Origin of the sequence: Novosphingobium sp. P6W, from assembly GCF_000876675.2 — a bacterium.
In the GTDB taxonomy this organism is placed as follows: domain Bacteria; phylum Pseudomonadota; class Alphaproteobacteria; order Sphingomonadales; family Sphingomonadaceae; genus Novosphingobium.
Genome location: NZ_CP030353.1, coordinates 1747047 through 1772702 on the forward strand (window position 1 = coordinate 1747047; position 25656 = coordinate 1772702).

General features: G+C 65.0%; 21 protein-coding genes. 16 read left to right on the top strand and 5 right to left on the bottom strand.

The features are described from left to right. Positions 1–166: 166 nt before the first annotated feature. From TQ38_RS23750 to TQ38_RS23760, 3 genes are all read left to right on the top strand, one after another. A complete protein-coding gene (locus TQ38_RS23750; protein WP_043970100.1) occupies positions 167–742 on the top strand; it encodes an RNA polymerase sigma factor in 576 nt (191 codons plus the stop codon). Next, the gene (locus TQ38_RS23755; RefSeq protein WP_052505499.1) at positions 742–1647 is read left to right on the top strand and encodes a FecR domain-containing protein; all 906 of its coding nucleotides are present in this window, start codon (positions 742–744) and stop codon (positions 1645–1647) included. The genes TQ38_RS23750 and TQ38_RS23755 overlap by 1 nt, the downstream gene beginning before the upstream one ends. Positions 1648–1730: 83 nt before the next feature. Further along, the gene (locus TQ38_RS23760) at positions 1731–4211 is read left to right on the top strand and encodes a TonB-dependent receptor (RefSeq protein ID WP_043970102.1); all 2481 of its coding nucleotides are present in this window, start codon (positions 1731–1733) and stop codon (positions 4209–4211) included. A 50-nt stretch (positions 4212–4261) separates the two neighbouring features. Here TQ38_RS23760 and TQ38_RS23765 read toward each other — a convergent pair whose 3' ends face one another. Beyond that, positions 4262–5038: an alpha/beta fold hydrolase gene (locus TQ38_RS23765; RefSeq protein ID WP_205316138.1), complete on the bottom strand. Its 777-nt coding sequence runs from the start codon at positions 5036–5038 to the stop codon at positions 4262–4264. A gap of 102 nt (positions 5039–5140) precedes the next feature. Between TQ38_RS23765 and TQ38_RS23770 the strand changes: the two genes are divergently transcribed. Then, positions 5141–6043 (top strand): LysR family transcriptional regulator, encoded by a 903-nt coding sequence (locus TQ38_RS23770; protein ID WP_043970103.1) that lies wholly within the window; start codon positions 5141–5143, stop codon positions 6041–6043. A gap of 44 nt (positions 6044–6087) precedes the next feature. Here the strand turns inward: TQ38_RS23770 and TQ38_RS23775 are convergent, their stop codons facing one another. Further along, positions 6088–8151, bottom strand: coding sequence for a prolyl oligopeptidase family protein (locus tag TQ38_RS23775; RefSeq protein ID WP_043970684.1), 2064 nt, complete (start codon positions 8149–8151; stop codon positions 6088–6090). A gap of 267 nt (positions 8152–8418) precedes the next feature. On the opposite strand from TQ38_RS23775, the gene TQ38_RS23780 reads away from it, so the two are divergent. Then, positions 8419–9402: an ATP-grasp domain-containing protein gene (locus TQ38_RS23780; RefSeq protein ID WP_162792359.1), complete on the top strand. Its 984-nt coding sequence runs from the start codon at positions 8419–8421 to the stop codon at positions 9400–9402. Here the strand turns inward: TQ38_RS23780 and TQ38_RS23785 are convergent. Continuing rightward, positions 9399–13940 (bottom strand): AAA domain-containing protein, encoded by a 4542-nt coding sequence (locus TQ38_RS23785; protein ID WP_043970105.1) that lies wholly within the window; start codon positions 13938–13940, stop codon positions 9399–9401. The genes TQ38_RS23780 and TQ38_RS23785 overlap by 4 nt on opposite strands. Positions 13941–14150: 210 nt before the next feature. On the opposite strand from TQ38_RS23785, the gene TQ38_RS23790 reads away from it, so the two are divergent. From TQ38_RS23790 to TQ38_RS23840, 11 genes are read left to right on the top strand one after another with little or no spacing between them, the layout of a single operon-like run. Continuing rightward, a complete protein-coding gene (locus TQ38_RS23790; RefSeq protein ID WP_043970106.1) occupies positions 14151–14735 on the top strand; it encodes a TerD family protein in 585 nt (194 codons plus the stop codon). 49 nt (positions 14736–14784) lie between these two features. After that, on the top strand, positions 14785–15963 hold the full coding sequence (locus tag TQ38_RS23795) for a TerD family protein (RefSeq protein ID WP_043970107.1): 1179 nt from the start codon (positions 14785–14787) through the stop codon (positions 15961–15963). A 27-nt stretch (positions 15964–15990) separates the two neighbouring features. Further along, complete coding sequence (locus TQ38_RS23800; RefSeq protein WP_052505500.1) at positions 15991–17046, top strand: DUF475 domain-containing protein; 1056 nt, start codon at positions 15991–15993, stop codon at positions 17044–17046. A 43-nt stretch (positions 17047–17089) separates the two neighbouring features. After that, positions 17090–17671 carry a TerD family protein gene (locus TQ38_RS23805; RefSeq protein ID WP_370059838.1) on the top strand — a complete coding sequence of 194 codons (582 nt, stop codon included), beginning with the start codon at positions 17090–17092 and terminating at the stop codon, positions 17669–17671. 24 nt (positions 17672–17695) lie between these two features. Then, positions 17696–18271 carry a TerD family protein gene (locus TQ38_RS23810; RefSeq protein WP_043970109.1) on the top strand — a complete coding sequence of 192 codons (576 nt, stop codon included), beginning with the start codon at positions 17696–17698 and terminating at the stop codon, positions 18269–18271. A gap of 22 nt (positions 18272–18293) precedes the next feature. Next, the gene (locus TQ38_RS23815) at positions 18294–19484 is read left to right on the top strand and encodes a trypsin-like peptidase domain-containing protein (protein WP_052505501.1); all 1191 of its coding nucleotides are present in this window, start codon (positions 18294–18296) and stop codon (positions 19482–19484) included. Next, complete coding sequence (locus tag TQ38_RS23820; protein ID WP_043970110.1) at positions 19478–20596, top strand: phosphoribosyltransferase domain-containing protein; 1119 nt, start codon at positions 19478–19480, stop codon at positions 20594–20596. The genes TQ38_RS23815 and TQ38_RS23820 overlap by 7 nt, the downstream gene beginning before the upstream one ends. Continuing rightward, on the top strand, positions 20596–21342 hold the full coding sequence (locus tag TQ38_RS23825; protein ID WP_043970692.1) for a hypothetical protein: 747 nt from the start codon (positions 20596–20598) through the stop codon (positions 21340–21342). Before TQ38_RS23820 ends, TQ38_RS23825 begins: the two co-directional genes overlap by 1 nt. Then, complete coding sequence (locus TQ38_RS23830) at positions 21332–22438, top strand: cysteine protease StiP domain-containing protein (RefSeq protein ID WP_082057467.1); 1107 nt, start codon at positions 21332–21334, stop codon at positions 22436–22438. The genes TQ38_RS23825 and TQ38_RS23830 overlap by 11 nt, the downstream gene beginning before the upstream one ends. After that, positions 22435–23358, top strand: coding sequence for an HpcH/HpaI aldolase/citrate lyase family protein (locus TQ38_RS23835; RefSeq protein WP_043970112.1), 924 nt, complete (start codon positions 22435–22437; stop codon positions 23356–23358). The genes TQ38_RS23830 and TQ38_RS23835 overlap by 4 nt, the downstream gene beginning before the upstream one ends. 41 nt (positions 23359–23399) lie before the next feature. Further along, positions 23400–24191, top strand: coding sequence for an AIM24 family protein (locus tag TQ38_RS23840; RefSeq protein WP_043970114.1), 792 nt, complete (start codon positions 23400–23402; stop codon positions 24189–24191). Between the two features lie 2 nt (positions 24192–24193). Here TQ38_RS23840 and TQ38_RS23845 read toward each other — a convergent pair whose 3' ends face one another. Next, entirely contained in the window at positions 24194–24664 is a 471-nt protein-coding gene (locus TQ38_RS23845) for a hypothetical protein (RefSeq protein WP_236710968.1), read from the bottom strand. Between the two features lie 56 nt (positions 24665–24720). Continuing rightward, complete coding sequence (locus TQ38_RS23850; RefSeq protein ID WP_162792360.1) at positions 24721–25605, bottom strand: toxic anion resistance protein; 885 nt, start codon at positions 25603–25605, stop codon at positions 24721–24723. Positions 25606–25656 lie beyond the last annotated feature (51 nt).

The following is a 25656-nucleotide window of genomic DNA, read 5'->3' on the forward strand; positions in this document are numbered from 1 at the left end:
GCGTGCGGTAGCAGCGATGGGGCGCTGCAAGGTATCCAACGCACAACGCCGGCGAATGGTTCCGCGATCCTGGATCAGGCGGCTACCGAGGCGAACCCGTAAGGTGTCCCGGAATTGTCACGACCTACCCCTAACGGCCCTCAGACGCACAAGGAGGGACACGGCCTTGACCTGGCTGAGGGACGTTGATCGCTGGTTTATCGAGGAAGTGCTGCCCCACCGGGTCGCCTTCAGGAAACACGCGGCGCGTCTGGTCGCCGCCGCCGATGCGGAAGATCTCGTGCAGGAAGCCTATGCCCGCGCTATCGAGGCATCCCACCACCGCGAGATCGACAACCCGCGCGCTTTTGTGCTGACTATCATCCGCAACCTCGCATTCGAAAGACACCGCCGGGCGTCGGTGGTGCGATTCGAACATCTGGCCGACATGGAAGCGATGGATTTCGCCGACGGTGCGCCCGATCAGTTCGCGGTGGTATCGGGCCAGCTGGAACTTTCGCGGTTGATGGAACTGATGAAAACCCTCCCGCCACAGGCGCGCACTGTGGTGCAATTGCGTCGTTTCGAAGGCATGTTGCCGAAAGACATAGCGGTGAGGCTGGGTCTATCCGTCTCTACTGTTGAGAAGCATCTTGCCAAGGGGCTGGCCATTCTGGCTTTCGCGTTGCAGGAAGCCCCCGCGCACGCAAAGGGACCAACGATTTCAAGCCTATGGCAACGCCGCCGACAACAAGGGAATTGATGGAGGATGCTGCCGAATGGCTGGCTGCGATGGATGCAGGCACGGCCAGTCGGCAGGACTTCGAGGCTTGGCGTGCCGGCGATCCGCGGCGGGCGGTGGCGTTTGCGCAGGTCGTGGACGCTTGTCAGCAGATCGACCGGCTGCGCGCGGTTCATGAACGCGCGCCCGCTCCGCCGCAGCGGCTGAACCGCCGTACCCTGCTGCGCGCGGGCGCCATCGCCGGCGGCACTGCCGTCGCGGGCGGGTTCCTGGCGGTGAGTGCGGCCGCGCGCGACCATGCCGCCACCGCCGTGGGAGAGCGGCGAACCCTCATCCTCGATGACGGCACCCGCGTTGAAATGAACACTGACACCCGGATCAGCTGGCGCATCAAGGATGGCGCCCGCTCGATCTGGCTGGAGGCTGGTGAGATCGCGCTGGATGTGCGGGCGCCGGCGGGGACGCGGCCCGATCTGCGCCTTTCCGCCAACGGAACCGATTTCAATTTACGCGGCGGATTGTTCAACGCGCGCCTCCAGCCGGAATCGCTGGATCTGCTGGTGCTTTCCGGACAGGCGGAGATGGAAGGCGGCGCGCGCAAAACGGTGAAGGCGGGCACATTCGCCCAGGTCATCGGCCGCAATATTTCGGTCCGCCCCGCCGAGCCTGTCGCGCTGGACCGCGCTCAAAGCTGGAAGAACGGGCAACTCGTGTTCGAAGGCGAGAGCCTTGATTTCGTGGTGGCGGAATTCAACCGCTACCTGACCGACAAGCTGCTGGTGGCCGATCCCAAGCTGTCGCGCATCCGGCTGGGCGGGCGTTTCACCACCACCGATCCCAAAGACCTTCTCGCGGCGCTGCGGGCATCTTTCGGAGTCCGCGCCCAGCGCAGCGAGAGCGGCGCCATCATGCTTACGGCAAGCTGAACAATTTTTTTGCAGTGCAATAGCGGTGGCCCGGCTCCCGCTCATCCCTCCCTTCGAGACACGAATTCCACCCGGAGGGCACAATGGCATTTCATTCGATCGTACTACCCCTGATACTGGCGGCGGCACCGGCTGACGCCGCCGCAGAGCGTACCATGAGCTTCAATATCCCGGCCCAGAACATGGCCACTTCGCTCAACGAATTCGGCCGTCAGGCCGGTGTCCAGATGGTGTTCCCTTACGACGTGGTCGTCGGCCAGCGCTCTGCCCCGCTCAAGGGCCGCTTCACGCGCAGCCAGGCGCTGCGCCGCCTGATCGCCGGGCGCGGCATGGCAATTTCGCTCGAAAGCCGCTCGATCATCTCGCTTGCCGCAGCCCCGGCATCGCCCGTGAGCGACATGTCGGGCGCCAAGGCGCGCAGCGGCGGACAGGACATCGTCGTTACCGCGCAGAAGCGCCAGGAAGACCTGTCCAAGGTGCCGCAGGCGATCACCGTAGTTTCGGGCGAGGAAGTAGAAAAGCGCCGCATCGTCGACTTCGCCAGTATGGTCGATGAAGTGCCCGGCCTTTCGATCAACTACGGCTTCGGCGGTGAGAGCTATGGCCTCCTGAGCATTCGCGGCATCGGCGGCGCGGACGACTACAAGCCCAACGGCTCGCCCTCGGTCGCGCTGCATCTGGACGGCGTCTACCAGAGTTCGAACGCATATCTGGGCATGCCGCTGTTCGACATCGAGCGCATCGAAGTGCTGCGCGGACCGCAGGGCACGCTTTATGGCCGCAATTCCACTGCAGGCGTCGTCAACGCGATCACGCGCGGCGGCAGCGACAGCTTCGATGGCTATGTCGATGCGCGCTATGGCAGCTACGACAGCATGCGCGCCGAAGCCGCGATCAGCGGGCCGGTGGGTGAGAACGTGCGGGTCCGGCTGGCGGTGATGACCGATCAGGGCGGCGGTTTCATGGACGGCAAGGGCGCGGGCGATCTGGCCGGCGCGCGCCTCAGCGTGGGCGGCGTGGTGCAGACGCAGGTTCCGGCGATCACCGATCCCGGCGCACGCAAGGGCTTTGGCGACAAGGACCTGTTCGCGGCGCGCGGCACCGTGGACATAGAATTCGCGCCGGAAACGACGCTGACGCTGAAAGCCTTTGGCAGCCGCGACCGGGGCGATGCCCGCCAGTACGACCGCCTCAGCGCGGCGCAGGACAGCAGCGTCCTGAACGCAGGCGAGGACAGCGATCCCTACAGCTTCTATTCCAGCCAGTATTACGACCAGAGCATCGATATCAAAGGTGTCTCCGCACAGTTCTCACACCTTTTGAACGATTCCACCCGCCTCGACATGGTAGTTGGCGCCCAGTCCAGCCAGCGCGAAGTGGGCGGCAATGGTGACGGTACGCCCTATCCCCAGTACGAATATCTCTTCGACGAGGATCTGAGCCAGGCTTCGTTCGAACTGCGCCTGCGCAATGAACAGCAGGGCCGGTTCAACTGGCTGGTCGGCGGCTTCTTCATGAGCGACAAGATCGACTACACCAGCGAATGGAAGAGCTGGGCGGCGCGCACGATCTACCAGAACATCCACAACCAGCGTCGCCGTAGCGGCGCTCTGTTCGGCCAGGTCGATTATGAAGTGGTGTCCGGCGTGCGCCTGACCGGCGGTCTGCGCTATACCAGCGATCAGGTGGACTCCAAGGGCCGCAACGTCGATCTCAATCCCTGGGGTATCTCCAACTACCAGGCCTTCTTCGCCACCACCCCGAACTTCAGCTGGGACAAGCAGTTCAAGGACGATGACGTTTCGGGCCGGACCGCTGCGCAGTGGTTCATCAACGAGGACCTGAACGTCTTCGCATCGGTGGCGCGCGGCTATCGTTCGGGCGGCTTCGACGGCACCTCGATCCTGACGCCCGACGAGACCGAGCCCTTCCAGTCCGAGACGGTATGGGCCTACGAAGCGGGCGTGCGTTACCTGAAAGGGCCGCTGCGCCTCTCGCTTGACGCATTCGCCAATGACTTCAGCAACCTGCAGGCCACCACGCGCCTTGCCAACGACACCAATGGACGCACCAACGTCGGCAAGGCCCGGACACGCGGCATCGAAGGCGCGCTGAACCTGCGCCTCGTCAACAGCAGCGCGCACCAGCTCGATTTCGATGCCTCTGGCACGTATCTCTATTCGGAGATCACCGAGTTCAAATCAAACCGCATCGCCGACGTCACTTCGACCGTGGGCGATCCGCTGCCGGGCGCGCCCAAGTGGACGGGCCGCGTCGGCCTGGTCCACACTTACAGCTTCGGCGAGGGCTGGTCGCTCAGCAGCCGAGCCAACATCTTCTACCACGGCAAGGAATCCAACCGCCTCAACGCGCTGCCGGGTAACACGGCGCAGGCCTATACCCTGCTCAACGCGCGGATCGAACTGCAGTCGCCGCACGGATGGTCGATCTATGCGACGGGCCGCAACATCACCGACGAGGTCTACTTCCCGGAACTCAACGGAGCTTCGCGCATGGTCGGAGCGCCGGCCACTTATGCGGTGGGTGCACGGTTCAGCTTCTAATTCGCGCACTATCCAGGACAGGCGGCCGGGTGCGGCCGCCTGTCAAAACTTCAACGCAGCAGCCATTGCCGCAGCAGGCGCGTAACCTCTTCGGGGCTTTCGAGCGCCGGGAGGTGGCCGCATTCACGGATGCGGTAAAGACGCGAACCGCGAATACGCCCGTGCATTTCCTCGGCGTGTTCGGCCGGAGTGACCCGGTCGCCGTCGCCGACGACGATCATGGTGTCGGTGTCGATCGCCAGCAGGCTTTCCAGAAAGTCGGGGCGGTTCATGATCGCTTCCTGTTGGCGCAGGAATGCCGCTCCGCCGACACGACCAGCCATCGATCGCAGGTCTTCCGCAACGGCGCCTTCGACATGGCGGGGGTGGATGAGTTCGGTCAGCAGCTTATGGGTTATGCCCAGGAAACGGCCGCGTCGCAGGGATTCGATCCCGGCCTTGCGCTGCGCCGTCCGGGCCGGTGTATCGCCTCTTGCGCTGGTGTCGATCAGGGCCAGTCGTTCCACCCGTTCCGGCGCCTGGCGCATGATTTCCAGCGCGACATAACCGCCCATCGAAAGACCGGCGAGGGAAAAGCGGGCCGGTGCGACCGCCAGCGTCCTGCGCGCCATTGCCTCCACAGAGCGGTCGAGCGTGAGGTTGGCGATCATCGGCGCCGCAATGTCGGACAGGGCCTCCACCTGGTGGCGCCACAATTGCTGATCGCACAGCAGGCCGGGCAGGAATACGACCGGCTCCAGATCCGTATTCTCGGAAACCGCAAACTGCGGCATCCATGGCTGGGTCAAGGCCGGGATCGGATTGTTGTGGGGGGCTTGGTTCAACATCGGAGTCACTCTTCATCATTCTCTTGCCCTAGAAATATGCTGACTCCCGTTCATCTGTCCAATATGTGGCATAGTCGAATGCCATAGCTTTTGGAGATGCCGATGGAACTGCGACATATCCGGTATTTCCTGGCTTTGGCGGAGGAGTTGAACTTCACTCGGGCAGCCCGACGGCTGGGTATCGGGCAGCCCCCGCTTAGTCAGCAGATCAAGGATCTCGAACGGGAAGTAGGCACGGCGCTGTTTCACCGCCTGCCGCACGGCGCGCAGTTGACCGAAGCCGGGGAGGCGTTCTTGCAGAAAGTGAAGGACATGCCGGACCAAGCGGCCCTCGCGGTCAGGTCTGCGCAGCGTGCCGGGGCCGGGCAGACGGGGGCGATCCGGGTGGGTTTTACCGGGTCTGCGGCGTTCAACCCGCGTGTCCCGGCGGTTATCCGAACCTATCGCCGGCGATTTCCCGATGTGGATCTTTCGCTGCAGGAAGCCAATTCGAACGGTCTGGTCTCCTCGCTTCTGGACGAGTCGCTGGACGCGGCATTCCTGAGGCCCGGCGGCGTCAGCGAGGAAGGTCTGCGCTTCTATCAGATCGAGACCGAGCCACTGATCGCAGCGCTGGCTTCAAGCCGGATGCCGCACAGCGATCCGATCGCGCTTGGCGCGCTTCGCGAGGACCCCTTCATCATTACCCCGCGCCCACTGGGACCGACCCTGTTCGACGCGACGATAGCGGCGTGCCGCAATGCCGGTTTCGAACCCGTACTGGGGCAGTCCGCACCGCAGATCGCATCCATGCTTGCGCTGGTGGCAGCAGAACTGGGCGTGGCGCTCGTACCGGACTCGATGCGCGAGGCCGCCATGAAAGGTATCACCTATCACGATATCCTAGGCGGCGGCCCCACGACCAGTCTGGCGATCGCGATCCGCCGCGATGACCGGTCGCCCACCGTCGCGGCCTTCGTGAAGGAAGCGCGGTTCCAGGACGGCGCGGGCCGCGCGGACGACTGATCGGCGGCGGGGCGGCCGTTCGGACCGCCCCGCCGCCGCCCTTATCAGTCCATCAGCTTGCGGGTCAGGTAGGTCAGCCATAAGGCCGTGGTCTTGGCGGACTGGCGGATGTCCGCGCCCGATCCGTGCCCGCCTTCGGTGTTCTCGTAGAAGTAGTAGGGCAGGCCCATTTCCTCCATCCGCGCCGCGAACTTGCGGGCGTGCTGCGGCCCGGTGCGGTCGTCGCGCGTGGTGGTGAAGATGTAGGGCTCGGGGTATTTCACGCCCTTGCGCAGTGCGTGATAGGGTGACTTTTTCAGCCAGAACGCCCGCGCTTCGGGGTCGGCGTAGACATCGCCGTATTCGCCCTGCCAGCTTGTCCCCGCCGCGATCTTGCTGATGCGGATCATGTCGAGCAGCGGCACCTGGATGACCACCGCGTTGTAGAGTTCGGGGAACTCGGTCATCTCGACGCCCATCAGCAGGCCGCCGTTCGAACCGCCGACGATGCCCAGCCTGCGCGGCGAAGTGATCTTGCGGTCGATCATGTCGCGGGCCACGCTGGCAAAATCGTCATAGGCGACCTGCCGCTTCGTCTTCAGCGCGGCCTCATGCCATGCCGGGCCGAACTCGCCGCCGCCACGGATGTTGGCGAGCGCGAAGGCGCCGCCCCGCTCCAGCCACAACTTGCCGATGGTGCCCGAATAGGACGGCGTGGAATTGACCTGGAAGCCGCCGTAAGCGTCAAGCAGCACGGGCGTGGAACCATCCAGCGGTATGTCCCTGCGGTGGACCAGGAAGTAGGGGATCGCCGTTCCGTCGGTGGATTTCGCCTCGCGCTGTTCGACGACTAGGCCCTTGCTGTTGAAACGCGGCGGCAGGCTTTGGACCGGCTGCGCGGTAGCTGCGGCCGCGTCGACGAGGTACAGGCTGCTGGGCGTGGTGAACCCTTCGGCCCAGGCGAAAACGCGGTCCCCGTCTGTCTGCGCCGAACCGAAACGCAGGGCCAGCTTGTCGGGCAGGGGCAGCGTTGCCGTTGTCCATGCGCCGCCGGCGGCCGGCGCCAGCGAGAGCAGGCGGCCATTGACGTTGTCGAGAATGGAAACGAGCAGCCGGCCCTTGGTTGCCGAAACCGCCTCCAGCGCCTCGCGCGGGCCGGGATTCCATGCCAGCTTTGCGGAAAATCCCTCGGGACGCTGCATCACGTCGGTGAGCGGAGCGGTGGCGACCGAGCCGGAGGGCAGATCGCCCCAGGCCTCGTCCAGACGAAATACCACGCGGCCCGCGACGAGCCCGGCGACGGAAACCTTCTGCGGGATCGCCAGTTCGTGGACCTTGCCGTCGGCGGCGATCACGAAGCTGCGCTGATGGAAGAAGTCGATCGCGCGGGTGATGAGCTTCAGCGAATTGCCTTCACCGTCGTGCAGCACGGCGGGAAACATGCCGACATCGCTCTTGTCGCCCCGGAAGACCTCCACCGCTTGCGTGAATGGCTTTCCGCGCGTTACGCGCTTGACCACGTAGGGGTAGCCGGAAGTGGTGACTTCACCCGGCGTCCATTCGGTGGCGACGAGCAGGTGATCGCGGTCTTCCCACGTCACGCCCTGCTTTGCACGCGGGACATTGAAACCCCCTTCGACGAAGGTGCCGGAAGCCAGGTCGAACTCCCGCACTTCGACCGCATCTTCGCCGCCGTTCGACAGGGATACCAGGCAACGCTGCTGTTCTGGCTCCAGGCAGTCTGCGCCCTTGTAGACCCAGCTCTTGCCCTCGGCCTTGCCCAGCGCGTCGATGTCGAGAACGGTCTTCCAGGCCGGCTTGCCGCCGCGATACTCTTCCAGCGAGGTCTTGCGCCAGATGCCGCGCAGATGCTCCTCGTCCTGCCAGAAGTTATAGATCTGGCCATTCAAGAAGCTGGGCGAGGGGATGCGGTCCTTCGCGCCGAGAATGGCCAGCGCGTCGTTGAAGAAGGGCTGGTAGTGAGGATCGGATTCCAGGCGCTGTTCGGTAGTGGCGTTATGGGATTTCACCCAGTCCATCACGCGTGGGCCGTTTGCGTCCTCCAGCCAGATCCAGGGGTCGGCGGGATCGCGCGGATCGGCGGGGGCGGGTGTGGCAGCAAAGGACATGGATGTGGAACTCAACAGGGCGAGAGTGGTGGCAAGCGCGATGCGCAGCGTCTTCTTCAAGGACGATTTCCTCGTTAATTGATTGCCTTGAAGGTAGTGGGTGGCGCGGATGACGCAAGCCGCCGTGTCTTTTTGCAAGGCCGCCGAAGCTGCAAATCCGAGGAGACGGGGCAGAAGCGGCATCGCAGCCGTCGTCTTCGGTTGACACCGTCCTTGCGTTCGATAGCGCTGAAACCCATGAAAATATGGTTCAATCAGTCGTTTTCCATGCGTAACGTCGTCAGCCGGATCGTCAGCGAGCGACCTTCTGTCAGTCTTTTCGTCAGCGCCGTCGATAGCCGTTCTCCCGTGCGTGATGTGGCGCCGGTGTTCTGGGAAGAACCGGCGCGCGGAACGGTCGATTATGCCGCCTGGGTTCTCAACACCGCCATGGAGCGCGGCGTCGATGCCATGGTGCCCCAGCGCGGCAAGCGCGGCGTGGCCCGGATGCGGGACCAGTTCGCGGCGAACGGCATCGCTGTGCATGTTGCGGCGGATGCCGATACGCTGGAATTACTGGACGACAAGGCGGCCTTCGCCGTTTCGATGGCCGGCGACCCCTACTTGTGCCCGACCTTCGCGGTGACGTGCGCGCAGGGTTTTGAGGACGCTGTGCACGCGCTGACGGCAAACGGCGCCAGCGCGTGCGTGAAGCCTTCGCGCGGGGTCTACGGCGCAGGGTACTGGACGCTGGACGCGCAAGGCCCGTTGACGCATCTTGCCGATCCTGACGCACGCCGGATATCGCCGCGTGCCTACGCTGCCGCGCTTGTCGAAGCGGAGCAGCGCGGCGAGGAATTCTCGCTGCTGGTGATGGAGCACCTTTCGGGGCTCGAGTGTTCGGTCGACATGGTGTGCGAACGCGGGACGGTGCTGCTGGCGGCGGTACGCACGAAGCTGGATGCCAATCGCCAGCGAATACAGACCCGCCACTCGCTGATCGCGCACGCCGCCCAGCTCGTCCAGCAGCACGGTCTGCACGGCGCGATCAACGTGCAGTACAAACAGGACCGCCGCGGCGACTGGCGTATCCTCGAGATCAACTCACGCGCGGCGGGCGGCGCCTCCTATTGCGACGAGGTCGGTATTCCGTTCTGCACGACGTGGATCGATGTCGTTACCGGCAATGCCCGTCCTTTCGAGGCCGAGGTGGATGTGGAGATCATCGCCGTCACCCGCGCTGTCCCCGCCATGTCGGCCTTGGCAGCCTAGAACGGATCGGCGAGGACCAGCCAGGCATAGGGCACCGGATCGCTAGGCGGCGGTGAGGCGCGCCAGCGGCGATGATCGGTGTGGCGGCTGGGAGCCAGGTCGCCGCTCTCAGGCACGATGCCGCGCCGGGAAAGCACGGCGACGAGTTCCTCGATGACGCCCTGCCGGTCGCGCACGAAGCGCGAGGCGAAGCAGCGCCATACCGTCCATCCGGCACGTTCCAACATGCGCTGGCGTGCCATGTCGTCGGGCCATTGTTCCGGCCCGTGATAGCGGTCGCCGTCGCATTCGATGGCGAGGCGGCGGTCCTCGGCGCCTTCTACCACCAGATCGATGTGCTTCGTGCCTACCGGCACCTGAGTGTCGATCCGGTAACCGCGTTCGACCAGAAGATCGTACATCTCGTGCTCGAACGGGGATTCGCAGCGGGCACGGCGATCTTCCGACAGGGTGCTGTCGCCGGCGAAGGGGGCGTGGAAATGCTCGATCAGGCTGCGGCGCAGCTTGTCGGCGGGGCGCAGGTCTTCCAGTTCCACCGAGCGTACCAGCACCATCCGGTCGCGCGCGCGGGAAGCGGCGACATTGAAGCGCTGTTCGTAGGCCATGCCCGAAAGGCCCGAACTGCCGCGTTCGGCGACCATCGAGATGAACATGATGTCACGCTCGTCTCCTTGGAAGGCGGCCGGTTCGCCCACGCGGATGTCGTGCCGCAGCATCACTTCCGAACCGAGCACATGTTCGATGGCGGTCATGATCGCCGCTGCCTGTTCCTGGCCCAGCAGCGTGGTGACGCCGATCGAGCGCGTCGCCATTGCGGGGTCGTCGGCGATGCGGCCGATGGCATCGACGATGCAGTCCACTTCCGGCGGATTGATCTTGCCCTTGCGGTATCCGTCCTCGACCAGAATATCGACCAGCGGCGGGTCAAGCCGTTCGGAGGCTGAAGGCAATCGCAGCGGCACCAGCTGATGGCCGTAAAACTGTGCCTTGGAATATTCGATGATCGGCGCGACGCAGCGAAAGTGCTCCTTGAGCAGGATAGCGCCGCCCGCGAAGACGACCGTGCCCAGATCGTAGAGCGACTTTTCCTCGCGCAGCGCGGCCCGGTAGTCGTCAAGCTGGCCGCCGAGGTGACGCTCGGCCAGCAGATTCATGCGCGCTTCCTCGCGGAAACCGGCATCGGGGCTGACCTGGCGGTCGTCGCCGACGATGAGCACTTGCTTGGCGCGCAATAGGGCCGGTAGCGCGGCGAGCGTGGACTGCGATGCCTCGTCGATGACGACGAGGTCGAACAGGCCGAGTTCGGCGGGGAGCGATTCAGAAACCCGGTAATGCGGCATGATCCAGCACGGAAGCGCATTCTTCGCGCGGTCGGCCGCGGCGCGGGCATCCTTGCGGTAACGCCCGGCACGGACCCCGGTGCCCCGCCCGATCTTGCGCATGGCCTGCGCATAAGCGGCGAGTGCGGCGCGCACCTGATCGCTGGCCTTCTCGGCGAGGCGGCACCATGTGCGCGCTTCGATCGCTTCTTCATAGGCCCGGCGAAGCTGCTCCTCATGCTCGCCGCGCTCGGCACCCAGCGATTTCAGCCGGTCGTGCCGGTCGATGCGCGCCAGCCAGGTCGATAGCCGGCGCAGGTTCCAACGCTCCCGCCAGTCGCCGGGGGTCAGTGGGTCCTCGATACCGCTGACGGGTTCGGTACGCAGGCGACCGGCCCATTGCGGCGCACCGTTTTCCTCGATCACCGCAGTGAGATGGCGGATTTCGGCGAAATGCGGAGCAAGCGAGCGCAGCAACGCCGCCTCGCCAAGCGCAGCGGACCAGCGCTCCGTGAGGAGGCTTTCCTGCGCCATGGGGTGGCCTAGAGATGTAGCCACCACCGCGCGAAGTTCGTCGCCGACTGCGCCTTGGATGCCCGCGACAATTGCGGCTACCCGTCCACGCTCGCCCTCGGCTGCGGTCAGCCTCGCGCGCCGCAGGTGACGGTCGAGCAGCGTTGCCAGCCCATCAAGTTGGGTCGCGTCCCCGGCAATGCGCTGCTGCCGTCCGGGAATGAGCCGCCGCGCGGCGTCCTGAACGGCGCGCTCCCGGTCGGCGATGCGGCGCAGCATGGCGACGTGCTGCAATTGGCGCTTCATGCTCTGCGCCGCACCGAGATCATCGGTGGGGAGCGGCTTGATGCCTGCCGGTGCGCTGACATGGTTCCACGCTGCCGAAAGGCGCTGGGCTTCTCCCTCGGCAAGAATATGCCGCTCGACATCGGCCCAGTCGGCCAGGCTTGACGGTGCCCGGCCCGACAGGCGTACCGCTGCGACCTGTGCCTTCAATTGGCGGGCAAACAGGCTCTGGAGAAGCCCCAGTTCCTCACCGCGCGCCAGCTTGTTCGCGGCTTCACGGAAAGGCGCGTCGGTGAGGGCGCCATCGGGCAGGATCACCGGGCGGGTGAGGAAATAGCGCGCTTCCTCGGCCAAGGCTGCGATCCCGTCATCCAGCCCGGCCAGGGCGACGAGGGCCGCGTCGTCATGGTCTGCCCGCCAGCGGGCAAGGACCGCACCGGACCAGCCGAATGGAGCAGTTTCCAGATCGCGCAGCGCATCGGCAAGGGCGCCGCTTTCAGCCCGCAGCGCAGACGCGGCTTCCAGAGAAGCCTCTGCGGCCAGAGCATCGGGGCCGCGCGTTTCCTGTTCGATCGTGGCGGCTTCGACAAGGTCGCGGTGTAACGTCGCCAGTGCCTCGCAATCAGGCAGGGTGTCTGCGGGCGGGGCCGTTTCAAGCGCATGAAGATGCGCGGCGACCGCCTTGCGGGCGCTGCGCAGGCGGGCGATCATGCCTTCGTCGAACTCAGGCTCGTGCGAGGCGACGGCGTCTACCGAGTCGGGCAGCCAGTCGGAAAGATCGCCTGCCGCGACCAGCCTGCGGGCAGCGTCGGCCGGTTCGACGCGGGCGCCGTCGATCACGGCGGCGGTCATCGAACCCCGGCCGATATCATCGACCTGACGGTCGATCGCGGCGAGGCCGCGGTGCAAAGCCTCGATGCGGGCGTCGAGCGCCGCGATCTGCCGCCCGACCTCGGCGGGGCGGGTACGGTGAAGACGGTCGGCGATGATGTCGACCGATTCCTGGAACTGCTTCAGGCCATCGCGGTCGCTTTCCACCAGACTGACCGCGAGCGGGCGCACGGCCGCCGGCAGCTTTTCGCGCAGCACCTTGAGCGGGGGCGCCTTCTGCGAGGTGACCAGCACGCGCTTGCCCTGCGCGAGGTAATGGCTGATGATATTGGCGATGGTGTGGGTCTTGCCGGTGCCGGGCGGCCCCTGCACGACCACGCCGGGCCGCGTCGCCAGTCGCTGGATCACTTCCACCTGCTCACGGTTGAACGGCTTGGGAAAGAACAGGTCCTCGCCCGAACCGTCCGACGAGGTCACGCCGGGGATCGTCGAGACACCGCGATAGGCGGGATATTCCGGCGCCGTCGCCGCATCGGCCGGCGATTCCAGCAGCGCGCGCACGGCTGGAGGAAGCTGCGCAGGGTCTTCGATCGCCTCGATGGCCGAGCGGAAACGGTGCAGGTCATCCATCAACTGAGTTGCCCGGCGCGTTCGCTGGAGCAGGACCCAGCGATCGTCCACCTGCAGCGTATCGCCGCTGGGCGCACGTCGCTCACCCAGTTCGGGGAGGTAATGGCCGTCAGGATCGAGCAGCGCCACCGCGCGCCGCAGGATCGGCGCGAAGCTCTCCGGCTGGAACGGGCTGAGCCCGTCCCCTTCTAGTGCGTCGAGGTAGCGTTGCGCGCCCTTGCGCCATTCGTCCACCGAGGGCGCTTCAAGCGCATCCAGCGGGCCGGTTTCGATGCTTGCGGGGGATTCGCTGCGAGGGCGGATCTCGACCGCGTGGGTCTGCTCGTTGAGCGTGTGTTCGACAGGCACGGCCAAGAGCGGATGGTGCAGCTTCGCTTCGCGATGCGTCCACTTGGCGATGCCGATGCCCCAGACCAGTTCGACCGGTTGTTCCGATCCGCCATCGAGCAGTTGGCGCAGGGAGAACAGGCTGTTGTAGAGGTCTATTGCATGGCGGCGCGGCCGTTCCTCCAGCACCCAGGGAGACCAGATTTCGCGGATGTACCCGGCGAGCAGCGCCTCCAGATCGGTGCGGTCCGGCAAGTCCGCAAGGCCCAGGCTGGCGACCTGATCGGCGTCGTGGAAAGAGCCACCCGCATCGACGAGGGCCGGTGCGGCATTGGGAATCTCGGTGCGCAGCTTTGGGGTTATGGTGACGTCGTCGGCGAGGTCAATCCAGGCGCGGAGCCGAGTGTCTCCTGGAGGGGGAGGTGGGCGGCGTACCAGCCGCTCTACGCTGAGCCAGACGTGATCGTCTTCACCGTGCACGTTGACGAGCACGCCGGGTAGCTTGATAACATCATCGCCGAAACGCCGGAATCCGCGATAATCGGACATATCGAGCACCGTCGGCAGGCGATCGCGCTCAGTCGCTTCGACATAGTCGAGCAAAGCCAGCAGTCGGTCAATCTCGACCATCATCGGTTTAGTGGATCCGCGTAAAAAAAGAGGAGTCGGCGCGAGGGCGTGTCAAAAAAGTGCCACGGTCGAACCGCTAAGGAAGCGAGAGGAATAACCGGTGAATGCCTGATTTGGAAAGCGTAAACACGCCGCGCGGCTATTGCGGACGTTGTCGTAATCGTCATAGTCAGGGGTGAATTCTACATATCGGTTCGGAAACGGGAGCGTTGCGTGGTTAGTCTGCAAAAAGGCCAGTCGGTTCGTCTTGAAAAGTCTGGCGGAGGCTCGCTGACCCGCGTTTCGATGGGTCTTGGCTGGGACGTGCGCAAGGGCAAAGGCTTCTTCGCGAAGCTGACCGGCGGTGGCGGCGGGGAGGTCGATCTCGACGCATCGTGCCTGCTGTTCGATGCCCAGCGCAATCTGCTCGATCAGGTCTGGTTCCGCCAGCTCGCCAGCCGCGACGGCAGCATCGTTCACAGCGGCGATAACCGTACCGGCGCCGGGGACGGCGACGACGAGACGATCAACGTCGATCTCACGCGGCTGCCGGCCAACGTCCAGACACTGCTGTTCACCGTGAACAGTTTCCTGGGCGATAGCTTCGATCGCATTGAGAATGCCTATTGCCGCGTCGTCGATTCCACCAACAGCAAGGAACTTGCGCGCTACGACCTGACCGGGTCGGGCACGCACACCGGCCAGATCATGGCCAAGGTGGTGCGCGTTGGCGACGGCTGGGAAATGAAAGCGCTGGGCGAACGAACCACCGGCCGCACCTTCCAAGACATGATGGGCCAGATCATCGGCGCGCTGTAACGCGCGCCGACGAACTTGAAAACGCCTGAACCAAGGCATCGGGGCAAGCATGACTGATCTCCAACAGGGCGGAAACGCGCCCGTTCCGGCCGACCGGCTGACGGTGTCCTTCGCATGGACGCCGGCTGCCGGGCGCGAGGTCGATGCGGATGCCTCGGCTTATCTGCTGACGGCTTCGGGCAAGGTTCGCGGTGACGCGGACATGGTGTTCTACAACCAGCCCCAAGGCGGGGAGGGCGGCGTGCGCTTCGTAACCGGGCCGGGGCAAGGCACGTTCGAGGTCGATCTTGCCCGCCTGCCATCTGAGATCGAGCGGGTTGTCTTCTGCGTGACCATCCATGAAGCGCAGGCCAAGGGTCAGACCCTGGCCCTGCTGGAAGGCGCAAAGATCGACGTGGCGTCTTCAGGCGGCGCGTCTGCCCTGCGCTTCGTGCCCAGCCTTGCCGGCGCGGCAGAGGCGGCGATGACTTTCGGCGAACTGTATCTTCGCAATGGGCAGTGGAAGTTTCGTGCCGTAGGGCAGGGCTTCACCGGCGGCTTGGCGCCGCTGGCGCGGTCCTTCGGGATCGACGTGGCCGAGGATGCGCCGGCTGCCGCCCCGCCACCACCGCCCCCTCCGGCCCCAAAGCCGGTGAGCCTGAGCAAGGTGACCCTGGAAAAGGCCGGCCAGACAGTCAGCCTCGAAAAGCGCGGGTCGAGCTTTGGCGAGATCACGGTCAACCTCAACTGGTCGCGGGGACGCAAGGGCTTCTTCGGCGGTGGTTCGGCGATCGACCTGGACCTGGGCTGCCTTTTCGAACTTTCTGACGGGCGCAAGGGCGTAGTGCAGGCGCTGGGCAATGCCTTCGGGTCCTTTGCGCAGGAACCTTTCATCGCCCTGTCCGGCGACGATCGCACCGGCGACGTCTCGCAGGGCGAGACTATGCGGATCAACGGTGCCCGCTGGGCCGATATCCGCCGCATCGCGATCTTCGCCAATATTTATGACGGCGTGCCAAATTGGCAACAGACCGACGGCGTGGTACTGGTTACCATGCCCGACCAGCCGCCGATCGAGGTCCGCATGACCGAGGGTCAGAACGATCGGCGTCTGTGCGGGATCGTGCTGATCGAGAACGACGCCGGCCGCCTGAAGGTGACGCGCATCGTCGATTACGTTCGCGACCAGAAGGTGCTGGACGAAAGTCTCGGCTGGGGCCTGCGCTGGGTCGCCGGTCGCAAGGATTGAGGCCGTACGCGGCGAACGGGGGTTAAAGTGTTTAAGTATTACAAGGGTTCGCTGCTGTTCACGGCGCTGTGCATGGCGCTTGCCGCATGGCTGGGCTGGGATATCACCGGCACGCTCGGCGGGACGCTGGGCATTTTGTGGATCGTCGCGGTGCTCGGCGTGCTGGAAGTCTCGCTGTCGTTCGACAATGCGGTGGTCAACGCCACCGTGCTGCGCGACATGGACGCGGTGTGGCGTCGGCGCTTCCTGACCTGGGGCATTCTCATCGCCGTGTTCGGCATGCGCATCGTCTTCCCGCTGGCGATCGTCGCCATCGCCGCGAAGATGGGCCCGATCGACGCGGTGGTTCTCGCTGCGACCAATCCGGTGCGCTATGAACATATCATCACCGCTGCGCATGTGGGCATCTCGGGCTTCGGCGGCGCCTTCCTGGCGATGGTCGGGCTGAGCTTCTTCCTCGACGAAGAGAAGGACCTGCACTGGATCGGCCTGATCGAGCGGCCGTTCTCCGAACTTTCACGCATTTCCGGCCTTGCTATCGGCCTGGTGCTATTGGCGCTTTACGGCATTTCGCGCCTGATCGATCCGGCCGAGGCCATGACCTTCATCACGTCGGGCATCTTCGGCCTGGTGACCTACATCGCCGTCCAGTCGGTCGGCGCATTGTTGGAGCAGGAGGAGCATGTCAGCCATTCCGGACAGGACGCTGCCGTGGCCGTAGCCAAGTCGGGCCTGGCCGGTTTCCTCTATCTCGAAGTGCTGGACGCCTCGTTCTCGTTCGATGGGGTGATCGGTGCCTTCGCATTGTCGAACAACCTGTTCATTATCGCGCTGGGCCTGGGTATCGGGGCGATGTTCGTTCGTTCGATGACGGTGATGCTGGTCGACAAGGGCACGCTGGCCGAATACCGCTATCTCGAACACGGCGCTTTCTATGCCATCGTGGCGCTGGCCGCGATCATGCTGCTGTCGGTCCGTTTCGAGATCCCGGAGACGATCACCGGCCTTATCGGCGCGGCCCTGATCGGACTGGCCTTCTACGATTCGCTGCGCAGTAATCGCAAGGACGCGAAGCTGGTCTAGGCCGGCGGCACATACTGCATCATAACCCGTAAAGCAGGAGAGCATCATGTCGGTAAGTCTGTCCAAGGGCGGCAACGTCAGCCTGTCCAAGGAAGAACCCAACCTGTCGAAGATCCTCATCGGACTCGGCTGGGACACCCGCACCACCGACGGCGCGGATTTCGACCTCGACGCCAGCGCCTTCCTGCTGAACGATGCAGGCAAGGTGCGCGGCGACAGCGACTTCATCTTCTATAACAACCTGCGCTCGCCTGAAGGCTCGGTGGAGCATACCGGCGACAACCGCACCGGCGAGGGTGATGGCGACGACGAAGCGTTGACGGTCGAACTGGGCCGTGTTCCGGCAGAAGTGCAGAAACTCGCGATTGCGGTTACCATCCACGACGGTGAGGGGCGCAGGCAGAGCTTCGGCATGGTGTCGAATGCCTTCATCCGCGTCGTCAACGCCGTGACCGGCCGTGAAATCTCGCGCTACGACTTGGCTGAGGACGCATCCACCGAAACCGCGATGGTTTTCGGCGAGGTCTATCGCCACAATGGCGAGTGGAAGTTCCGCGCGGTCGGACAGGGCTACAAGGGCGGCCTTGCGCCGCTCGCACGTAACTACGGTGTCAGTGTCGGCTGAAGCCGGCGGATTAGGAGAATCAAGATGGCAGTTTCGCTTTCCAAGGGCGGCAACGTCAGCCTCAGCAAGGAAGCTCCGGGCCTCAAGGGCGTCCGGGTCGGGCTGGGCTGGGACACGCGCGTCACCGATGGGACCGATTTCGACCTAGACGCCAGCGTATTTCTGCTGAACGACGCGGGCAAGGTTCGTTCCGACGCCGATTTCGTGTTCTACAACAACAAGAACGGCGCGAATGGTTCGGTCGTCCATCAGGGCGATAACCTGACCGGGCAGGGCGACGGCGACGACGAAGTCGTGGCGGTGACGCTGGATCAGGTTCCGGCCGAGATCCTGCGCCTCAGCTTCGCCGTGACGATCCACGATGCCGATGCGCGCCGCCAGAACTTCGGCATGATCTCGAACGCCTTCATCCGCGTGCTGAACGCCGATGGCGGCACCGAAATCGCCCGCTACGACTTGTCCGAAGACGCCTCGACCGAGACGGCGATGATCTTTGGCGACCTCTATCGCCACAATGGCGAGTGGAAGTTCAAGGCTATTGGTCAGGGCTTTGCAGGTGGTCTGGGGCCGTTGGCCTCGTCCTTCGGCGTGAATATCTGACACCCCATGACCGCGCCCGCTCATGCGTGATCTGATCGCGGGCGAACGGGCGCCCATTGCCGGTAAGCGAACGTTTTCGCTTGTCGGTGACGGGCAGGGCGGCGAACTGCCGACCCTGGCGCTGATCGCGCTGGGGGCGGACCGCCGCGCAGCGCCTGCCTTCCCGCCCATCGACGGTCTGACGCGCGAGATGCGCGCGGCGGCGCGGTTCGAGGACACGCACCGGCTGGTGCTTGATCTTGATGGCGTTGCGGGTGAGGTCGAAAGGCTGCTGCTGGTCGCCTTCGACCGGGGTAACCAGCCGATCGGGCGCACCCTTACGATCGAAACCGGCGACTTGCGCTTCGCCGCGGAGCTTGGCGGGCGCAGCGATGCGGCGGTGATCCTGGTCGAATGCTATCGCCATCAGGGTGCATGGCGGATGGCGGCCAACGGGCAAGGCTTCGCCATGGGCCTGAGCGCGATTGCGGGCGCGCATGGCATCGATCACGGCTGGGTGATGCGGTTGATCCCGCGTCTGCGGCAGGGCGTAAGTAATGGCGAGGGCGACGCTGGCGCGCGGCAGGGTTCGGGTGGATCAGGTACGTCCAGCGGCAGCGGTGTGGCGATTGAGCGCAACCACATCCTGACGAATGCCCACGTCGTAGAAGACGCGCGCGTGGTGACGGTCCATGCCGGCGGGCGGCCATTGCCAGCGCAGGTCGTGTTCGCCGATCCGCGCAACGACCTTGCCCTGCTTCGCGTCGAGGCGGGGCTTCCCGGCATCGCCCAGTTCCGCTCTGAAATTGGCCTGCACCTGGGTGAGGACATCGTTGCGCTGGGCTTTCCCCTTCAGGGCCTGCTCGGCACCGGGCCGCAGGCCAGCGCGGGCAACATCGCCGCGCTGTGCGGCATCGGCAACGACAGTACCGTATTCCAGTTCACCGCGCCGATCGCCAGCGGCAACAGCGGCGGGCCGATCCTCGACATGGCCGGCCATCTGGTCGGGCTGGTCAGTTCTTCTCTCAACCTGGACCGAATTCGCCAGTCCGGCGGCAGCGCCGAAAACATCAACTTTGGCATCAAGGGGGCCATCATCCTCAGCTTTATGGATTCCTTCGGCATCGAACCGCCGATGGCACAATATTCCCCCACTGGCCCAAGCCAGATCGGCCGCGCCGCCGTAGTGCGGCAGGCGCGTGACACGATTGCCCGGATAACCTGCGAATGCTGACCCTTTCCGCCACTACCCGCTCGATCGTCCTGCCGACCGGGCAGATCGACATCACTGTGGACGAGGCTGCCTGGCCTCTCGACGACTTGTGCGACTTTGCCGCGCGCGAAAACCCGAAGCGCGGTTTCCTTGTCGTTTCGCGCGTGCTCGGCCGGCACCTGCCCGTGTCGCCGCAAGTGATGCGCCGCAGCGTGCGCGATCTTGCCGCGCGTATCCCGGCGGACTTGCCGGGCCCGGTTCTGGTGCTGGGACTGGCGGAGACTGCCGTGTGCCTGGGCCAGACGGTGCATGAGGAACTGCGCTTGCAGACCGGCCGGGACGACATTCATTTCCTGCATTCGACGCGCCAGCGACTGGGGGACCAGTCGCTGGACACGGCGCTGCTCTGCCGCTTCGAGGAACCGCATAGCCATGCTTCTGCGCACCTGATCTATCGCAGCGATCTGCCAGCGCCGCGTTCGCTGGTCATCGTCGACGATGAAATTTCGACCGGCACGACCACCTGCAACCTCGCTCATGCGCTGGTTGCCGCCTGTCCCAGCGTCGAGGGGATCGTGGTTGCTGTGCTGACCGACTGGTCCGTGGGCCGCGGCTGGCAGGAGCGAATGCCGCGCCCGACCAAGGTCGCTGCATTGCTGAGTGGCCGTCTTGAATGGACCCAGGGCGAAACAATTGCCGCGACCGCCGCATTCGACATGGCCGCAGCCTCGCTTGGCCTGTTGGCAACGCACCGCAATTTCGGACGGCTGGGGCTGGACGCCTCGGTCGCGCCGCTGCCGTTGACGCCGCTGCCGCCCTTGACCGGACCCTTGCGCATCGTCGGCACTGGAGAATTCACTTACCTTCCGTTTCGTCTTGCGGAGCGCATGGAGGCAGAGGGGCACGATGTAGTCGTCCAGGCGACAAGCCGCAGTCCGGCGCGGGTTGGCGCGGCGATGAAGACCAAGCTGTGCTTTTCAGACAACTATGGAACCGGTGTGCCCAACTACCTTTACAATGCCGATCTGGCGGACGGGCGCACCACCTGGATTGCGCATGAAACCGGCGCAGACACGATCGATCCCGCCTTGGTCGCGGCGCTGGGTGCAAGCGTGATCGGGTGGAACGCCTGATGCGGGCTATCGCTCTGGTCGATCTCGACGACACGCTGTTCCAGACCCTGCGCAAATGCCCGCCCGACGTGCCGCATGATCGGCTGACGCCGCTTGGCTTCACCCGCGACGGCGACCCGCTGAGCTATGCAACGCCGCGCCAGATGCGCTTCATCGACTGGTTGGCCGAGACGACGCATATGGTCCCGGTCACTGCGCGCAGCCTCGATGCGCTGCGCCGGGCGCGGATACCCTTCGCGGCGGCGGTCTGCGCGCATGGCGGCGTGGTGCTGGACGAGGCCGGCGAAGTGGATGCGCAGTGGGGAGCAGGTATCGCTGCCCATGCCGCTCGCCATGCTGAAGAACTCGCGGTGCTGGCGCAGGCCATCTCCGCCGAGGCCGAGACGCGGGGTGTGGCCATCAACGCCCGCGTTCTGACCGAAGGCGATGTGCCGCTCTACACCCTGGCCAAGCATGCCGATGCGGATCACGAGGCCATGTACGCCGTCGTCGATGCGGCAATACCGTCGCTGCCGGAGGGGTGGACCGATCACCGCAACGGCAACAACGTGGCGCTTATGCCGCCCTATCTGGGCAAGCACCATGCGGTGGCGCACATCCTGCCGTCCTTGCGCGCGCGTTTCCCCGTGGCGACGGTGATCGGCATCGGCGACAGCATCACCGATGCGCCGTTCATGGGCTTATGCGACTTCGCGATGATGCCGACGCGCTCGCAGCTTGCAGGGGACATGTTCGGTGGCCGCTGACCTGCAGCAGGTGGCCGCGTCCGGCTTTTCGGGCAGCTACGATCCGGCCGACGTCACCTTCCTGCTCAAGCCGGTGACGATGGTGCCGACCGCCGTTGCCGACAAGGAAGCGGCGATCCAGTCCGGTCGACGCCATTATTCGGAGATGATCGCACCGGAGCCGCTGCCGGATGCCGAATACCTCGCGCTGTACCATGCCGCTCTGGCGCGAAACGGTGCGCGGCTGGCGCAGGACGTGGCAAACCTTGCCGCCTGCTTGGCCGAGCGCCGGCCCGGCCGCGAGATCGTGCTGGTGTCGCTGGCGCGGGCAGGCACTCCGATCGGCGTTCTTTTGGCGCGGACTCTGCGGGCCTGGGGGCACAGCGCCGTTCACTATTCGGTCAGCATCATCCGCGATCGCGGCATCGACCAGACCGCGCTAACCCATATCGCCGCCCGGCACGATCCGCGAGACGCGGTGTTCGTCGACGGATGGACGGGCAAGGGCGCCATCGCGGGCGAACTGCGGGCCTCGCTGGCGGCAAATGCACTGGGCTTCGTGCCCGAACTGGCGGTGATCGCGGACCCTGCTGGCCAGGCCGATATCGCCGCGACGGACGACGACTATCTTATCGCCTCCGGGCTGCTCAACGGGATCGTGTCGGGGCTGGTGAGCCGCTCGATCCTCAATCCGCAGTACGTGGGCAAGGGAGATTTTCATGCCTGTGTCACGTATCCCCACTATGCCCATGCCGATGTGTCGCGGGCTTTCGTAGATAGCATTGCCCCGCGCGCAGCGGCGGCGACGCCTTTGTCGATTACGGGCCATGCCGTTCGGCGCGGCGGGCTGATGGCTGGGTGCGAGGCCATGCTGGAATCCCTGCTGGCGGGCTGCGTGGAAGGAGACCGCAACCGGATCAAGCCGGGCATAGCCGAGGCCACAAGGGCACTGCTGCGACGAGTACCCGAGCGGCTTCTGGTTCGCGATCCCGGTGATGGAGACGTCGCGCATCTGCTCCACCTTGCCGCCCGCCACGGTATTCCGGTGGAGCGGCTGGACAAGCAATCACAATATCGCGCCGTGGCGATCATCCGCGGCCTGGGAAACGAGTCATGAGCGTTACGGGTTCGATTTCCGCAATTTCGCTGGGCGCAACGCTCTACATGCCGTGTCTGCGCGACGATCTTTTCTCGGCGCTGATCGGGGTGCGGCGCATACCCGGGCTACGCTCGGCGGTGCTGTGCCTTGAGGATTCGGTCCTCGAACGCGATCTCCAACTGGCGCTGACGCATCTGGCGGCGCTGCTGCGCACGCTGGCCGCGCGTGAGCCGAGCCCGGCCGATCCCCTGATCTTCATCCGTCCCCGCTCCGCCGCGATGCTGGACCATATCCTGTGCATGCCCGGGGTCGAGCAGATCGACGGCTTCGTGATCCCCAAGGCCCATGCCGACACGATGCCCGCCTATCTGGCCCTGCCGCTGCACGACCGCCACCGGCTCATGCCCACGCTGGAGACACGCGAGGCCTGCGATGCTCAGGCGATGCGCCGCTTCCGCGATCAGTTGCTGGCGGTGCAGGACCGTATTCTGGCGCTGCGGATCGGCGGCAACGACTTGCTCCAGGCGATGGGTCTGCGCCGTGCATCCCATCGTACCGCTTATGACGGACCGCTCGGCAATATCATTGCCAACCTCGTCGCCGGGTTCGCGCCTTGGGGGTTTGCGCTCAGCGCGCCGGTGATGGAGCGTTTCGCCGATACCGCCCTGCTGCGCGAGGAAGTGGCCTTGGACATCGAACACGGGCTGTTGACCAAAACGGCTATCCATCCCGCCCAGATCGGCGTGATCCAGTCTGCCTTGGCGGTGCCCGCGGATCAGGCCGAGGAAGCACGGATGATGCTTGCCGAAGACAGTCCGGCGGTCTTCGCACGCGAGGGCGTGATGTGCGAGCCCGCTACGCATCGCGGCTGGGCGGGCCGGTTGCTCGAACGCGCGGAGCTGTTCGGGATCGCTGATCCCCTGCCGCTGCGTGCCTGAAATTGACGGCCTGAGAATGGCGCCTGCGAAAGGAGCGGACGATGAGTGAATATCGCACGAAGATTGACGAACAGGGCAGTTCCGGCGTCCGGTTCGAACTGTATCAGTTCACTCGCAAAAGCCATGCGCTCGGGCCGTCCATCCACCTTCCCATGGCGGCGGCCAGCCAGGCTGCCCCGATGGCGCACGTCGTACTTCCCCACGCCGCGACGGCGCGGCAGGTGAGGATTATCCTGGAAGGCGGCGGCGCACTGCTTGAACCCGGCGCTTTGCAATACGCGCATGGCAAGCTGCAGGTCGACGTGCAGAAGAATGCCGGTGCCGGCAATTTTCTCCAGCGCGCGATAACCTCGGCTGGTACGGGCGAAAGCGCCTTCGCTACGCGCTATTCCGGGCAGGGCGAGGTCTGGACGGAAGCTACCACCAAGCACTTCATCCTTGCCGCGATGGACGGGCCGCAGGATTCGCTGATCCTTGACGACGGCGCCTTCTACGCCTGCGACGCCAATATCGCGCTTTCCACCCATGTCCACCGTTCGGTCCAGGGTATCCTGTCGGGCAATGGCCTGATGCAGCCCAAGCTGACCGGCTCCGGCGCTTTCGTTGTGGAAGCCCCGGTGCCGGTCGACGAGATCGAGGTCATCGAACTAGATGGGCAGAACGAACTGATTGTCGATGGCGACTTGATGTTGATGTATTCGGCTACATTGCACGTCGAACTGCGCCCATTGGTGCGCGGCCTGCGCAACGCCATGCGGACAGGCGAAGGCCTCGTCTATTCGTTCAGGGGACGCGGGACTGTGTGGTTGACCCCTACAATGAGGCTGGGCTGACCCTAGCGCAGCGGATCGTCGTCGCCGTAGCGGTGCTCGATGAACCGCAGGTTGTCGGCGAAGCTGTCGAGGTCTTCCTGCGCCAGCGAGCGTGAAAGGGTTTCCAGCCGGGAAATCATCCGCTCGAACCCCTGATTGAGGTTGTAGCTGGCGGACTTGCCGGTCTGGCGAAAGATTTCGGCGCGGTGCGAAGCCGGGATCTCCGCATAGCTCGTGACCAGTTGCGGCAGGTGGCTGTCGCGCATCTGGCGCACCTCGGTGAGTGCGGAAACCATCAGGCTGTCGTCGTGCGTGCGTGCCTCGATGTCTGCGATCAGCGATAGCAGGCGCGCAACCAGCGGGCGCGAGGCGTCAGGCAGCCGGGAATCCTCGGCCGATATCGTGGGCTTCTGCGCCTCTCGCGGTGCCGGGGGCGGCGCTGGCGGTGTTCCTCCGCCGAGCCAACCCGCCAATCGTTCCAGGAAACCGGCCACATTCACATCCTATTCGAGCATCAAGCGTAAGCCTAGACCAAGCCGGCCGGGCTGCGCTAGGTTTCTTGGCGAGGAGTTTGAGGATCGCGCGTCGTGGCCTGCGCGGCGTCGATGGCCCGGCGGACCTGCGCGGCGGCATCCTGCAGCGCCCGTTCGACGTCACGGGCCGAGTTGGAGGCCGTGCCGGCAGCTTCCACTGTGCTTTCCAGCGCCTGCGCCTGCCGGGCGAGGTCCTGGCTGCCGCCGACGGCTTGCCGGGCCGCCATCGCGGTGCGCAACGCTGCGACGCTGGTGTCGCGGGCACGCTCGATGGCCTGCGCCAGCACGGTCTGCCCGTCCGTCACCAGTTTCAGGGCAAGGATGCCCTGACGTGTTACGGCGATCTGCGTAAGCAGGTCCTGTTCCCGTGCAAGCAGCCGTTCGGGGACGGTTTCGCGCAGAAACTGCGCTTGCGCCGGCTTGGACAGTGCAAGTTCGCGGGCTGCGGATTCCGAAGCCAGCCCACATGCTCGGACCAGTTGCAGCGCATCGTCGAGTGCATCGTCGGCGAGTTGCAGCTTTGCCCTGTCGCCCTCGATGCCGATCAAGGTGCGGGCGATTGCGTCCCGCTCCCGTTCGAGGCTGGCGACGAGGGTATTCAGGTTGGCCGGGTCCGGCGTCTCGTGCTCCACGCGCGCGGAGAACCACAGGCGCTTGCGGGGCGGCGGGGTTTCGAACGTTTCGGCGAGCGCCTGAAGTTCCAGGAGGACACCCTGCGCCGAGGTTGTGGACGACGTATTGCGCTCCAGCCTTCCGCTGGCCTGGGATGCCTCGCGGATGGACTGCCGGCCCAGTGCATCGATGGCGGCAAGAACGTCGTTTTCGCTGCGGACCAGCCATTGCCGAAGCAAAAGCCGGGCTTCGGCGCGGGCATCGGGGCGTCGTCTCGACTCAGAGGTCACCAATCACACTTCCTCGAACCGATCCTGATTTCATCCTTAGATATGAAGGGC